This is a genomic window from Micromonospora sp. BQ32, from assembly GCF_059358895.1.
This window is the reverse complement of sequence record NZ_JCADBI010000001.1, coordinates 460,079-473,375: the sequence shown is the minus strand read 5'-3', so window position 1 is coordinate 473,375 and position 13,297 is coordinate 460,079. Positions and strand designations below refer to the sequence as shown.

Below are 13,297 nucleotides of genomic sequence, written 5' to 3'. Positions count from 1 at the left end.
CGCACGCGCCACCCACACCACGAACGACGCCGGGCTTCGTGACGCCCTGCACCACTGGTTCGACGCCCAGGTCAGCGACCACGGCCCGCACGCCACCCGCTAGGCGCCGCCATGGGCCATCTGGCCCGCGCCTCCTCGGCGGCGCCAGAGCAGGGTGCACGCCGCGGCCAGGGCCAGCCCGAGCAGCGGGGCGACGCCCACCCCGGCGAGGGTGCAGGCCACCGCAAGCGACGCCGGCGGCACCCAACACCAGGCGGGCACGGTACGCGGGACACGGCCGCGCCGACGGGCCGCCGCCTCCACGGCCATCGGCACCACCAGCACCGGCAACGCTGCGGCCAGCAGGGTCAGCCAGGGCAGCACCAGACGGTCGAACCGCGCCACCGCCAGCACCCCGCCGAGCACCGCGACGAGCAGCATCGCCGCCCGCGCCGGCAGGCGGGGAGCCAGGCCACGCAACGCCAAGGAACCGGAGTACGTGGTGGTCAGCGCCGCCGCGAAGACCGCCACCGCGACGAACAGATTCGCGTACGCGGCCAGCCCCGAGCCGGCGGCGAGCAACGCGACCACGTCGGCCGAGCCGGTCCGCAGCCACAGGCCGGCACCGGCGAGCACCCCGAGCAGCGCCGGCCCGATCAGCAGCCCCACGCACCAGGCCAGGTCCCGCCGCCGGGTGAGGCCAACGCTGAAGTCCGGCGCGCGCAGCGCGAACACGGCCGCGTACCCGATCAGCGCGGCGGCGTCGGCGAGCCCACCGGCGGCCAGGCGGACCGGCGCACCGGGTGGTGGCAGCACCGTCAGGCACCAGCCGACCAGCACCACGGCGCTGAGCGTGGTGGCCACCGCGACCCGGTTGCCGAGCCGGGCCGGCGCCCAGGAGACGGCGAGGACCGCCACCTCCAGCAGCACCGGCCCGGCCCAGCCCGGCAGGTGGGTCAGCGCGGCCAGCGAGGCCCCACCGAGCCCGACGTTGAACCCGTTCCACCCGACCATCGACACGGCCAGCACCGCCGCCAGCAGCAACCGCGAGGTGTCGCCCAGGTACGCGGGCAACACCGCGGTCAGCGTCCCGCCGTCGCCGAGTGGCCGGCGCAGGCCGATCCGCCCCTGCCCCCAGAGCAGCGCCGCCATCACCGCCCCGCCGACCAGCAGCCCGGCCACCGGCACCGCGCCGCCGTGCCGGGCGGCCATCGCCGCGCCGAGCACCAGCGTGGCGGGTGCGGTGCCGATGCCCAGCCAGGCGCCGACCGCCGCCGGCCAGCGCCGTTCGGGAAGGTCAGACAACGTGGCGCAGGTAGCCGGCGATCGCCGCGTCGAGCACCTCCGCGCCCGGACGCGCCCACACCTCGGCGGAGAAGACCTCCACCTCGATCGGGCCCACGTAACCGGCCGCGTCGACCGCCTCGCGCAGCCGGCGCAGCTCGATGCAGCCGTCGCCGGGCAACGCCCGGCCGAGCAACACGCCCTCCGGCAGCGGGGTCACCCAGTCGCACACCTGGAACGCGGCGATCCGGGCGGCGGCCCGGGCGATCTGCGCGTACACCGTGTCGTCCCACCAGACGTGGTACGCGTCGACGACCACGCCGACCACCGCCGGGTCGAACCGCTCGGCGATGTCCAGCGCCTGGGCGAGGGTGGCGATCACGCACCGGTCGGCGGCGAACATCGGGTGCAGCGGCTCGATGGCAAGCCGGACCCCGGCGGCCTCGGCGTGCGGGGCCAGCTCGCTGATCGCGTCGGCGACCCGACGCCGGGCCCCGTCGACGTCACGGCTGCCGGCCGGCAGCCCACCGGAGACCAGCACCAGCTCCGGGGCCCCGAGGGCGGCGGCCTCCTCGATGGCCCGCAGGTTCTCCGCGCGCCAGTCGTCGGCGGAGAAGAACCCGCCCCGGCACAGCGACGTGACGGCGAGGCCAGCGTCGCGGACCAGTTTCGCCGAGCGGGCCAACCCGTACTCGGCCACCGGCTCCCGCCACAGGCCGATGCCCGGCACGCCGGCCGCCACGCACCCGGCCACCACCTCGGGCAGCGGCCAGCGCTGGGCGGTCGCCTGGTTGAACGAGAACCGCGCGAGGCTCACTGGGCCACCCCCGCCACCGTGAACAGGGCGCGGGCGCGGGCGGCGGCCAGGTCGGCGTCGGGCAGCAGCCCGGCGGCGTCGGCCAGGGTGAGCAGGGTGGCCAGGTGCGCCGGAGACCGACCGGACTGGGCGCCACCGACCATCGTGAAGTGGTCCTGGTGCCCGGCCAACCAGGCCAGGAACACGATCCCCGTCTTGTAGTGCCAGGTCGGCGCCGCGAACAGGTGCCGGGCCAGCGGCACGGTGGGCCCGAAGATCTCGTCGTACGCCGTCAGGTCGCCCCGGTCCAGGGCGGCCAGCGCGGCGGCGGCGGCCGGCGCGATGGCCGCGAACACCCCGAGCAGCGCGTCGGAGTGACCCACCTCGTCACCCCGGATCAGCTCCGGGTAGTGGAAGTCGTCACCGGTGTAGAGGCGTACCCCGGCCGGCAGGCGGCGACGCAACGCGATCTCCCGGTCGGCGTCCAGCAGCGAGACCTTGATGCCGTCCACCCTGGACTGGTGTGCCTTGATCAGCTCGATCACCGTGTCGGCGGCCAGGTCGAGGTCGACCGCACCCCAGTAGCCGGTCAACGCCGGGTCGAACATCGGGCCCAACCAGTGCAGCACCACCGGTTCGTCGGCGGCGCTCAGCAGTTCGTCGTACACCCGCAGGTAGTCCTCCGGGCCGCGCGCGGCGGCGGCCAGGTGCCGGCTGCACATCAGCACCGGCCGGGCGCCGGCGGCGCGGACGTCGTCGAGCTGCTCGGCGTACGCGGCGGTGACCGCCGCCAGGGTGGCCGGGCCGACCGGCAGTTGGTCGGTGCCGACTCCGGCGACGATCCGGCCACCGACGGCGCGGGCCTCGGCGGCGCTACGCCGGATCAGCTCCCGGGTGGCCGGATAGTCCAGCCCCATCCCCCGCTGGGCGGTGTCCATCGCCTCGGCGACCCCCAACCCGTACGACCACAGGTGCCGCCGGAAGGCGAGGGTGGTGTCCCAGTCCACCGCCGCCGGGGCACCCGGCACGTTCTCCGCGCCCGGGTCAGCGACCACGTGTGCGGCGGCGTACGCGATCCGGCTGGTCGCCGGCGCGTCCGGTCGGGCGAAGCCGCTGCCTCCGGCGAGTCGGTGCCGCCGCCCACCGGGCAGCACCACCTCGGCGCTCATGAGCGCAGCTCCGGCACCTCGATGCGACCACCCTCGCGGGCGGAGCGCAGTCCCAGCTCGGCGAGCTGCACGCCGCGCGCGCCGGCCAGGAAGTCCCACCGGAACGGCTCGCCGGCCACCACGTGCCGCAGGTACGCCTCCCACTGCACCTTGAAGCCATTGTCGAACTCCTCGTTGTCCGGCACCTCGGCCCACTGGGCGCGGAAGTCCTCGGTGGCCGGCAGGTCCGGGTTCCACACCGGCTTCGGGGTGACCGCCCGGTGCTGCACCCGGCAGTTGCGCAGGCCGGCGATCGCGCTGCCCTCCGTGCCGTCGACCTGGAACTCCACCAGCTCGTCGCGGTACACCCGCACGGCCCAGGACGAGTTGATCTGCGCGATCACCCCGCCGTCGAGTTCGAAGGTGGCGTACGCGGCGTCGTCGGCGGTGGCCGCGTACGGGTGAGCCGCCTCGTCGACCCGTTCGGGCACGTGGGTGGCGGTCACACAGGAGACGGCCGTGACCCGGCCGAACAGCTCCTCCAGCACGTAGTGCCAGTGCGGGAACATGTCGACCACGATGCCGCCGCCGTCCTCGCTCCGGTAGTTCCACGACGGCCGCTGGGCGGGCTGCCAGTCGCCCTCGAAGACCCAGTACCCGAACTCGCCGCGCACCGAGAGGATCCGGCCGAAGAAGCCGCCGTCAATGAGGCGCTTGAGCTTGCGCAGACCGGGCAGAAAGAGCTTGTCCTGCACGACACCGGTCCGTACACCGGCCGCGTCCGCCGCCCGGGCCAGGTCGAGCGCGGCCGCGGTGTCCTCGGCCAGCGGCTTCTCCGTGTAGATGTGCTTGCCGGCCTCGATGGCCTGCCGGATCGCCTTCTCCCGCTGCTGGGTGACCTGCGCGTCGAAGTAGATCTCGACGTCGTCGCGGGCCAGCGCCGAGGTCAGGTCGGTGGTCCAGTCGGTCAGCCCGTGCCGCTCGGCGAGCTCCCGGAGCTTCGTCTCGTTGCGCCCGACCAGGACCGGTTCCGGCCAGATGGTGGTGCCGTCGGCCAACGCCACACCGCCGGATTCGCGGATGGCCAGCAGCGACCGGACGAGATGCTGCCGGTAGCCCATCCGTCCGGTCACGCCGTTGACGATGATGCCGATCGACCTGCGGGTCATGGTGTTCCTTCCGTCGTGCTGGTCGTGCCGATCCGCGCTCAGTGGTTGGCGGCCGCGCTGCCGAGCAACCCACGCAGGTCGGTGGCGAGCCGGTCGAAGCGGGGATCCGACATCACCTGCGCGTAGTCGCGGTGCGCCGGCAGCTCGACCGGGAAGGTGCGGATGATCCGGCCGGGCCGGGGACTCATCACCACGACCCGGGTACCGAGGAAGACCGCCTCGGCGATGGAGTGGGTGACCAGCACCACCGTGGTCCCGGTCTCCCGCCAGATCCGGTGCAGCTCGGCGTTCATCTGCTCGCGGGTCAGCGCATCCAGGGCGCCGAACGGTTCGTCCATGAGCAGCACCGGCGGGGAGTGCAGCAGCGCGCGGCAGAGCGCCACCCGCTGCTGCATGCCACCGGACAGCTCGTGTGGCAGCGCCTTCTCGAAGCCGGTCAGGCCGGTCATCTCGATCAGCTCGTCGGCGCGACGAGCCGCCTGCGCCCGGTCCATGCCGCGCATCTCGGCCTGGAGCAGGATGTTGGCTCGGGCGCCGCGCCACTCCAGCAGCGCGGCCTTCTGGAAGACGAACCCGATCTCCTTCTGCGGGCCGCGCACCGGGCGCTCCAGCAGCGACACCTCGCCGCTGGTCGGCTTGACCAACCCCGCGACGATCTTCAGGAGGGTGGATTTGCCACAGCCGGACGGGCCGACGATCGTGACGAACTCGCCCGGCTCAATGTCGAGCGACACGTCGTCCAACGCGGTGGTCTGTGACCGTCGGGTGGTGAACCGGACGGTCAGCCCGGACATCCCGATGGCGGTGCCGGTGGCTGCCGGCGCGGCGGTCACCGGGTCACCCCTGCGCCGCGTACGAGGAGTCCCAGTACGCGCTGGGCGCCCCCGGGTCCTTCAGCTCGGCGTAGCGGGACATCAGGTCGATGGTCTCGGTCCACTGGGCCTCGGTGTTCACCCCGGGCGGGCCGTCCGCGCCGATCAGCGGCATGTTGAGGGTGAGCTGCTTGGTGAGCACCTCGGGCGCCGGCTCGTTCTCGGCCAGAGCCGTCATCGCGCTCACCGCGCCGGCCGGGTCCCGGGCGGCGTCGGCCCAGGACTTCTGGGTGGCCCGGACGAACTTGCGGACCAGCTCCGGGTCCTTTTGCAGGGTCTGGGTGTTGGCGATCAGGCCGGTGCCGAGCAGGTTCATCCCGTAGTCGGCGAAGAGCAGCACGTCGACCTTCTTGCCGGTCTTGCTCTCGATGGTGGGCGCCTGGTCGTGGAAGAAGCCCATGATGGCGTCGACCTTGCCCTCGGCCAGGGCCGCGATCTTGCCGGCGGCGTCGACGTTGACCACCTTGACGTCGTCTTTCTTGAGGCCGTTCTTCTCCAGCCACGCCGGGAAGGTCGCGTAGAGGGCGTCGCCGGGGGTGCCGCCGACGGTCTTGCCCTTGAGGTCGGCCGGGGTCTTGATGTTCTCCTCGGTGAAGAACTCCACCGAGGAGGGTCCCTTCTCCAGGTACGCGCCGAGGCTGCGCACCGGCATCCCGCTGGCCACCGACTTGAGCAGCACCGGGCTGTCCGCCCAGCCGAAGTCGGTCTGCTTCTGGGCGACCTGCTTGACCGTGTTGCCGGAGCCGTTGCCGGGCAGGATCTTCAGGTCGATGCCCTCGGCGGAGTAGTAGCCCTTCTGCAGGCCGTAGTAGAAGGGCGCGTGCTCGCCGTAGGGCACCCAGTTGAGGGTGAGGGTGACCTGCTTGCTGCCGTCGGCGTTGGTGCTGCCGGCGGAGTCGTCCCCACCGCAGCCGGTCGCGGCGAGGAGCAGGGCGGCGGTGGCCAGGATGGTGGTGGCGGTGCGCTTCATCGGTGCCTCCGTGATGGGGTCGGTCAGGAGGTGGTGAGGGACACGCCGGCCCGGCGGCTGGCGTGCCACGGAATGAGCAGTGCCTCGGCGATCTCGACCAGGACGAACAGGACGATGCCGATGGCGGACATCAGGATCAGGTCGGCGAACAGCAGTGGGGCGTCGAGGTTGCCGTTGGCCAGCAACAGGACGTAGCCGAGCCCTTCGCTGGCGCCGACGAACTCGCCGACCACGGCGCCGACCACGGCGAGGGTGACGGCCACCTTGAGGCCGGCCATCAGGTGCGGCAACGCGTTCGGAAAGCGGATCTTGCGGAAGGTGCGCCACGGCCCGGCGCCCATCGTGGCAGCGAGGTCGAGCAGCTCCGGGTCGGTGGAGCGCAGCCCGGCCACGCCGGAGATGACCACCGGGAAGAACGCGATGAGCACCGCCAGGATGATCTTCGGGGTGAGGCCGAGGCCGAACCAGACCACCAGCAACGGCGCGATGGCGATCTTCGGGATGACCTGTGCGAACAGGACGATCGGGTAGAGCGCCTTGTCCAGGGTGCGGGAGTAGGCGATGGCGACCGCGGTGACCAGACCCAACGCGGCGGCCAGCACGAAGCCGAGCACCGTCTCGTAGAGGGTGACGAGGGTGTGCCGGGCCAGCTCGGACCACTGACTGGTCATGGTCTCCCAGACCTGGCCGGGGGTCGGCACCAGGTAGTTCGGGACGTACTCCCGGGCCGCCACGAACCACCAGGCGGCGAAGAAGACCGCGAGCACCAGCGCCGGGCGCCAGAGCGAGTCGGCGAAGACCACCGCCCGGCGACCGAGCGTCGGGCGTGGCGGCCGGCCGCCGCCGGGTGACGGTCTCACCACCGTGGACGAGATCGCGCCGTCGTCGGCTTCCGACGCAGCGACGCCGTCGGGGGTGGAAGCGGCTGCCCGCGCACCGCTCGCCTTGTCGGCGGCGGCCTGCTGGCCCGCCGTGTCCAAAGAGTTCTCGGTCACGCGGAACCTCCTCGGGGCCCGGCACGGCACTCGTGGACCGGGCCGGTCGGCGGATCAGGCAAACGCTTTCCTGGAGCGTAGGCGGCACCCTCACGCCGGGCAAGGCCTTTCCTCGATCTGTTTCCACCGATGCCCGGCAGCCCGACAGCTGTCCCGAAGGGACCGTCAGCCGGCCGCCGGGTAGGTGTCGAGGAGGCCGCACATGCCCAACCGTCCGCGCTCGACCGGCTCATCCGCCGCGTACACCCCGGCGTCGCCCAGGTGCCCGGGATCCCCCCGCTCCAAGGCGTCGAGCTGCGCGGCGGTGTCGGCGGCGGCACGGCCCGCACCGGCCTCCCACCGCTGCCGCCACCGGGTCAGCAACGGCTGGCGCAGCGCGACGGCGGCGGCGTGGAACGCGCCCAGCGCCGCCGGCCCACCGGACCGCAGCGCCTGGAAGCCGGTCACCGCCAGATCCCGTCGACGGTACGCGGCGTGCACGTCCGCGCCCGGCGCTCCCCCGTCGGGCAACGCCGCCGCCGCGGCGTACGCGGCCGGGTCGGCCAGCACCTCGGGTGGGAAGGTCAGCACCGCGTCGCCGGCCTCGGGCAGGCCGCTGTTCTGCATGAGCACCACGATGCTCAGCCCACCGCCGTTGACCAGGCGGTGCACGGTGCCCGGCTCGAACCAGACCACCACCCCGGGCCGCAGCGGCGTCTCCCGGAAGCCGGCGGTGGTCAGGGTCTGCACGGCGCCCTCGCCGTCGGTCACCACGTACCCCTCGGTGCAGCACAGGTGCACGTGCGGGGTGCCGCCGACCAGGCCGTCCGAGGTGACAGTGTCGTAGACACGCAGCCGGGACACCCCGATGCCGCCGGGCAGCGGTGCCGGCCGGTCAGGCATCGAAGTACTCGTCGGTGTCGTCCGCGGCCGGCAGGGACACCAGCAGCACGGTGAGGTCGCCGATGGCCCGGTGCCGGCAGCCCGGCTTGATCAGGAACGCGGACATCGGCCGGGCGGGGTGACGGACGCCGTCCAGCTCGATCTCGCCCTCACCGGCGAGCACGACGTAGTACTCGGTGGCGATCCGGTGGTGGTGGGTCACCGCGTCCTGCACCTGGAGCAGATGCACGCTGGCCTGCCCCTCGCTCTCGGCGATGAAGCCTCGGCGGGTGGTCCCACACGAGCAGCGCCGGGCGGGTAGGTCATCGAGTTGAAGTACCGCGAAGCGATCGGACACGGCCGGGCCTCCCTGCGGGAAAGGGCTTTCTCTGCGGTACGGTGACGCTAGCCGGCACGACGAAACGCCGTCAACAGATCGAGGGGGCGGGCCATGGCGACCCTGTCCGATGTGGCCCGCCGAGCGGGCGTCTCACCCGCCACCGCCTCCCGCGTCATCAACGGCAGCAGCAAGCCGGTCACCGACGAGCTGCGCGAGCGCGTGCTCGCCGCGGTCGCCGAGCTGCAGTACGTGCCGAACGCGCACGCCCAACTGTTGGCCCGCTCGCACCGCAGCGCGGTCGGCGTGATCGTGCACGACGTCTCCGACCCGTACTTCGCCGAGATCACCCGAGGGCTGCAGCGGGTCGCCACCGACCAGGGCCGGCTGCTGATGATCTGCAACAGCTACCGGGACCCGGACCGCGAGTTGGAGTACGTGGAACTGCTGCGCGGCCACCAGGTGGCGGCGCTGATCCTGGCCGGCTCGGGCTACCACGACGAGGCGTTCACCCGACAGCTCAACGAGAAGCTCGCCGCGTACGAGGCCACCGGTGGGCGGGTGGCGGTGATCGGCCGGCACGAGCACTCCGGCGACGCGGTGATGCCGGACAACCGGGCCGGCGGTTACCTCGCCGGGCGGGAGCTGTGCGGGCTGGGGCACCGGGCGATCGGCGTGGTCGCCGGCCCGCGCATCCTGACCACCACCACCGACCGGCTGGCCGGCCTCCGGCAGGCCCTCACCGAGCAGGGCCGCGAGCTGCCCGAACGGCGCATCCGGTACGCGGAGTTCGACCGCGACGGTGGCGCCGAGGCCACCGCCCGACTGCTCGACGCCGACCCGGAGCTGACCGCGATCGTGGCGCTCAACGACTCGATGGCCATCGGCGCGCTCGCCACCCTGCGCGCGCGAGGGCTGGCCGTGCCGCAGCAGATCTCGGTGCTGGGCTTCGACGACATGCCGATCGCCCGGGACGTGACCCCGGCGCTGACCACCGTGCGACTACCCCTGGTCGACATGGGAGTGCGGGCGATGTCCCTGGTGCTCGGCGGCGAGGCACCGACGCCCCGGGTCGAGGTGCTCCCCGCCGAGCTGGTCCGCCGCGACACCGCCGGTCCCGTCCCACCGTCCACCCGCGCCACCGCGGGTTCCGTGCCACAGGCACGGCGAGGTGACACCACGTCGTGACCGGCGCCAACCCCACCCAGCGGCCCCTCACGCGCGCCGATGTGGCGTACCTGGTCGGGGCATCGTTCGGGCCGCACACCCGGGTCGGGGACGCCGGTCCGCTGGCCGGCGGCGGGTACGCGACGGTCTGGTGGGCGCTGCTCGACGACGGCCGTCGGGTGGTGCTGAAGCTGGCGCCGCCGGCCGGAACACCGCTGCTGCGCTACGAGCGCGGGCTCTGCGCCGCCGAGGCGCGGTACTTCCGGCTCGTCGCGGAGCGGGCGCCGCAGGTGCCCGTTCCCCCGGTGCTGCGGCGCGGCGCCGACCCGGCGTACGGCGAGTGGTTGGTCACCGCGATGCTGCCCGGCCGGTCGCTGTCCGACCTGGCCGAGGTCGGGGTCGCGGTCGACGACGGCCCGGCGCGCTACGACCTCGGGGTGACCCTCGCCGCGTTGCACCGGGTGACCGGCGAGCGGTTCGGGTACGACGGCGACCGGGCCGCCGGGCCGACCTGGCGGGCGGCGTTCACCGCGATGCTCGACGACCTCCTGGCCGACGCGGCCGACTGGGACGTCCGCCTACCGGTGACCCCGGAGCACCTGCACGCGCTGGTGGGGCGGCACGCCGACGTGCTCGACGAGGTACGCCGTCCGGCGCTGCTGCACTTCGACTGCTGGGACGGCAACGTGCTGGCCGCACCCGACCGGGACGGCCGGCTGCGGCTGCGTGGCCTGGTGGACGGCGAGCGGTTCCTCTACGGCGACCCGCTGTTGGACCTGGTCTCGCCGCTGCTCTTCCGACGCGTCGAGGACGAGCCGGAGCACCCCCTGCTGCGCGGCTACCAGGCCGGCGCACCCGAACCACTGGTGCTGGACGCTTCGGCGCGCCGCCGGCTCGGTCTCTACCGGTTGCACCTGTACCTGCTGATGACGGTGGAGATGCCCAGCCGCGGAATGACCGCGCGGAGCCATCCCGGCCGGCACGCCCGGCTGGCGGCCCTGCTCGACGAGGAGCTCACCGCACTCGCCTCCGACTGACGCCCCGGCGCGGGTGGCGCCCAACGCGTGGTCGGACGCCACCCGCCCCCGGGTCAGGGCAGGTCGATCGGGCGCAGCACCCGGTCCACGGCGTGCGCGATCTGCCGGTTGCCCCTGTTGACGTCGTAGGAGACGACGCGGGCGTCCCGGTCGTCGGTGTCGGCGTCGACCAGCCGCACCTGGCGGCAGAGGTACAGGTAGGTGCGGACGCCGACCTCGACGGACGAGCCGAGCGCCGTGGTCAGGTCCGTGCCGTCGGCCCGGACCGCCGTCTTGCGATCGATGGTGGCGCCCGGGACCACGTGGTAGAGCAGCACCGACTCGACGGTGTCGATGCCCAGCCCGGCCACGGCGGTGAAGGCAGCCCTCTCACTCGGCAGCTTCCGGGCCTGCGTGATCTCGCGGACCAACTGCTGGAAGGCGGCGTCGGTGGGGATGAACGCGGTCAGCGCCACGGTGCCGTCGGTGAGCACCTTGACCGGAGAGTTCGGCTTGGCCTCCAGCACGGCCAGCACGGCCGCCGTCAGCACGTCGAAGTCCCGCGAGTTGCGGTCGAAGCCGCCGCTGTCCCGGGTGAGCACCTGGGCGAGCGACGTCGTGCCGAGCGGCGTGGGCTTGCTGGTCGCCTGAGCGGCCGGAACGGCGACGGCGGTGGTGACCAGCGCGGTGGCCACGGCACCCACCGCCATCCGGGCGGCGAGTCGTGCGATCTTCATCAGCGGGCCTTCGTCGAAGCGACCGGATCCGTGACGTCTCGTCACGATCCATGCTTCGCACCGGGTACGCCGCGCAGATGCACCTGCCGATAACGGATTGTCCGGGGCTCCTGCCCGGCCTAACCTCCCCGGGTGCAGATTCGGGAGCTCGTCGACCAGGACTGGTCGCAGGTGTGGCCGATCATCGAGGAGGTGATCCGGGCACAGGAGACGTTCCCCTACGACCCGGCGATGACCGCCGAACAGTCATACGGCGTGTGGGTCGAGGCGAAGCCGGGGCGGACCGTCGTGGCGGTCGACGGCGAGCGGGTGTTCGGCACCGCGAAGATGGGCACCAACCGGCCCGGGCCGGGCGTGCACGTGTCCACCGCGAGCTTCATGGTCGCCGCCGACGCGCGGGGCCGGGGCGTGGGCACCGCGCTGTGCCGCGAGGCCCTGACCTGGGCCCGCGGGCAGGGGTACGTCGGCATGCAGTTCAACGCCGTGGTGGAGAGCAACAGGTCGGCGGTGCGACTGTACCGGCGGGAGGGCTTCGAGGTGGTCGGCACCGTGCCGGGCGCGTTCCGTCACCCCACCCTCGGCCGGGTCGGCCTGCACGTGATGTACCAGGAGTTCTGACGGGCCTGCTCCGCTCGCTCAGCAGGCCACAGTGGTGGTCGGCGCGTCTCAACTAACGGTGCCGCCGGCCGGGGCCGGGCGCAGTCCGGGCTGCCCGGCGGCTGGCTCCGCGCCGGCGCGGCGGATCGGCGTGAAGAGGCCACCGACCGCGACCAGCAGACACCCCGCGCCCGCCGCGAGCGTGACCACCGGCACGCCGTACCGGCCTGCGGCCCAGGTCAGCACCACAGCGCCGGCCGGGCCGAGGGCGTAGTGCGTGCTCCAGAACGCCGACGTGACCCGGCCCAGCAGGTGATCGGGGGTGATCTCCTGCCGCAGCGACATCGAGCAGATCCCGCCGACGCTGAGGCAGCACAGGTACACCGCCGTCAGCGCGGTGACCGCGGGCACGCTCGTGGCCATGCCGACCCCCGCCACGGCGAAACCGCAGACCGCGTGCGCGCCGATCCAGGTGGCACCGAAGCCGCGACGACGGCGCAGCGGGGCCACCAGCAGCGCGCCGGCGACCGTGCCCAGCGCCGCCAGGCCGAGCACCGTGCCGACGGTGCCCTCGGAGCCGCCGAGGTCGTGCGTGACGTGGTAGATCAGCACATCGACGAAGCCGTAGGTGAGAAAGATGAAGACCGACAACAGGACGGTCAGCGCGCGCAGCACGGGCTGTCGCCACAGGAACCGCGCCCCGGCCAGGAACTCGACCAGCGGGCGCTGCCGGACCACCCCCTCGTCCACCTGAACGGGACGCAGGCGGATCAGCCACAGGCCGGCCGCTGAGAGCGCGAAACTCGCCGCGTTGACGGCGATGGCGGTCGCCGGACCGAAGCGGGCCGCCACCACCCCGGCGAGCAGCGGCCCGAGGACGGCCGCCGCCGCGTACGTCGCCTGCAACCGGCCGTTGGCCTCGGTGATCCGGTCGGAGTCGACGAGGTTGCGGACCGCGGTCACCGCGGCGACCTGGAACAGCATGCCGGCCGCCTCGCAGATCGGCAGCACGACGAAGAGCAGCCAGACCTGGGGGCCGGCGAGCCACGCCAGTGGCACCAGGGCGTAGAGCACCAGCCGGGTCAGATCCGCCACGATCATCAGGGTGCGGCGGTCGTACCGGTCGACCAGCACCCCGCCGAAGATCCCGGCGACGACGGACGCCGCACCCGCGACGGCGGTGAGCAGGCCCATCCGCGCCACCGACCCGGTCGCCTGGAGCACCAGCAGCGGCACCGCCAGGTAGGCGAACGAGTCGCCGGCCGCCGAGAGCGACTGCGCGACCCAGTACGTGCCGAAGGTCCGGTCCCGCCAGAGCGGAGCCCGACCAGCGGCGGCGGATCGGCTCATCGCGCCAAGGGTAGTGAAC

At 73.2% G+C, this 13,297-nt stretch carries 14 protein-coding genes; 3 read left to right on the top strand and 11 right to left on the bottom strand.

Features of this window, described 5'->3' with window-relative positions; genetic code table 11:
- Positions 1 to 99: 99 nt before the first annotated feature.
- The 9 genes from AC5L30_RS02010 to AC5L30_RS01970 form a co-directional block, all read right to left on the bottom strand.
- Entirely contained in the window at positions 100 to 1,284 is a 1,185-nt protein-coding gene (locus AC5L30_RS02010; protein ID WP_494864867.1) for a purine-cytosine permease family protein, read from the bottom strand.
- The gene (locus tag AC5L30_RS02005; protein ID WP_494864866.1) at positions 1,277 to 2,080 is read right to left on the bottom strand and encodes a sugar phosphate isomerase/epimerase family protein; all 804 of its coding nucleotides are present in this window, start codon (positions 2,078 to 2,080) and stop codon (positions 1,277 to 1,279) included. Before AC5L30_RS02005 ends, AC5L30_RS02010 begins: the two co-directional genes overlap by 8 nt.
- A complete protein-coding gene (locus AC5L30_RS02000; RefSeq protein ID WP_494864864.1) occupies positions 2,077 to 3,228 on the bottom strand; it encodes a dihydrodipicolinate synthase family protein in 1,152 nt (383 codons plus the stop codon). Before AC5L30_RS02000 ends, AC5L30_RS02005 begins: the two co-directional genes overlap by 4 nt.
- On the bottom strand, positions 3,225 to 4,376 hold the full coding sequence (locus AC5L30_RS01995; protein WP_494864863.1) for a Gfo/Idh/MocA family protein: 1,152 nt from the start codon (positions 4,374 to 4,376) through the stop codon (positions 3,225 to 3,227). The genes AC5L30_RS02000 and AC5L30_RS01995 overlap by 4 nt, the downstream gene beginning before the upstream one ends.
- A gap of 38 nt (positions 4,377 to 4,414) precedes the next feature.
- Positions 4,415 to 5,170, bottom strand: a complete 756-nt coding sequence (locus AC5L30_RS01990) for an ABC transporter ATP-binding protein (protein ID WP_231394252.1) — start codon at positions 5,168 to 5,170, stop codon at positions 4,415 to 4,417.
- Positions 5,171 to 5,213: 43 nt separating this feature from the next.
- Positions 5,214 to 6,218 (bottom strand): ABC transporter substrate-binding protein, encoded by a 1,005-nt coding sequence (locus tag AC5L30_RS01985; protein WP_494864861.1) that lies wholly within the window; start codon positions 6,216 to 6,218, stop codon positions 5,214 to 5,216.
- 23 nt (positions 6,219 to 6,241) lie between these two features.
- A complete protein-coding gene (locus AC5L30_RS01980; protein WP_494864859.1) occupies positions 6,242 to 7,213 on the bottom strand; it encodes an ABC transporter permease in 972 nt (323 codons plus the stop codon).
- A 165-nt stretch (positions 7,214 to 7,378) separates the two neighbouring features.
- The gene (locus AC5L30_RS01975) at positions 7,379 to 8,095 is read right to left on the bottom strand and encodes a cupin domain-containing protein (protein WP_494864857.1); all 717 of its coding nucleotides are present in this window, start codon (positions 8,093 to 8,095) and stop codon (positions 7,379 to 7,381) included.
- The gene (locus AC5L30_RS01970) at positions 8,088 to 8,432 is read right to left on the bottom strand and encodes a cupin domain-containing protein (protein WP_091398731.1); all 345 of its coding nucleotides are present in this window, start codon (positions 8,430 to 8,432) and stop codon (positions 8,088 to 8,090) included. Before AC5L30_RS01970 ends, AC5L30_RS01975 begins: the two co-directional genes overlap by 8 nt.
- Before the next feature lie 93 nt (positions 8,433 to 8,525).
- Between AC5L30_RS01970 and AC5L30_RS01965 the strand changes: the two genes are divergently transcribed.
- Positions 8,526 to 9,599, top strand: a complete 1,074-nt coding sequence (locus AC5L30_RS01965) for a LacI family DNA-binding transcriptional regulator (protein ID WP_494864855.1) — start codon at positions 8,526 to 8,528, stop codon at positions 9,597 to 9,599.
- Positions 9,596 to 10,615, top strand: a complete 1,020-nt coding sequence (locus AC5L30_RS01960; RefSeq protein WP_494864854.1) for a phosphotransferase family protein — start codon at positions 9,596 to 9,598, stop codon at positions 10,613 to 10,615. The genes AC5L30_RS01965 and AC5L30_RS01960 overlap by 4 nt, the downstream gene beginning before the upstream one ends.
- Positions 10,616 to 10,668: 53 nt before the next feature.
- Here the strand turns inward: AC5L30_RS01960 and AC5L30_RS01955 are convergent, their stop codons facing one another.
- Positions 10,669 to 11,331 carry a fasciclin domain-containing protein gene (locus AC5L30_RS01955; RefSeq protein WP_494864852.1) on the bottom strand — a complete coding sequence of 221 codons (663 nt, stop codon included), beginning with the start codon at positions 11,329 to 11,331 and terminating at the stop codon, positions 10,669 to 10,671.
- Positions 11,332 to 11,463: 132 nt separating this feature from the next.
- Here AC5L30_RS01955 and AC5L30_RS01950 point away from each other — a divergent pair, with 132 nt between their 5' ends.
- The gene (locus tag AC5L30_RS01950; RefSeq protein ID WP_494864850.1) at positions 11,464 to 11,949 is read left to right on the top strand and encodes a GNAT family N-acetyltransferase; all 486 of its coding nucleotides are present in this window, start codon (positions 11,464 to 11,466) and stop codon (positions 11,947 to 11,949) included.
- 48 nt (positions 11,950 to 11,997) lie between these two features.
- Here AC5L30_RS01950 and AC5L30_RS01945 read toward each other — a convergent pair whose 3' ends face one another.
- Positions 11,998 to 13,278 carry an MFS transporter gene (locus AC5L30_RS01945; RefSeq protein ID WP_494864848.1) on the bottom strand — a complete coding sequence of 427 codons (1,281 nt, stop codon included), beginning with the start codon at positions 13,276 to 13,278 and terminating at the stop codon, positions 11,998 to 12,000.
- Between the last annotated feature and the right edge of the window lie 19 nt (positions 13,279 to 13,297).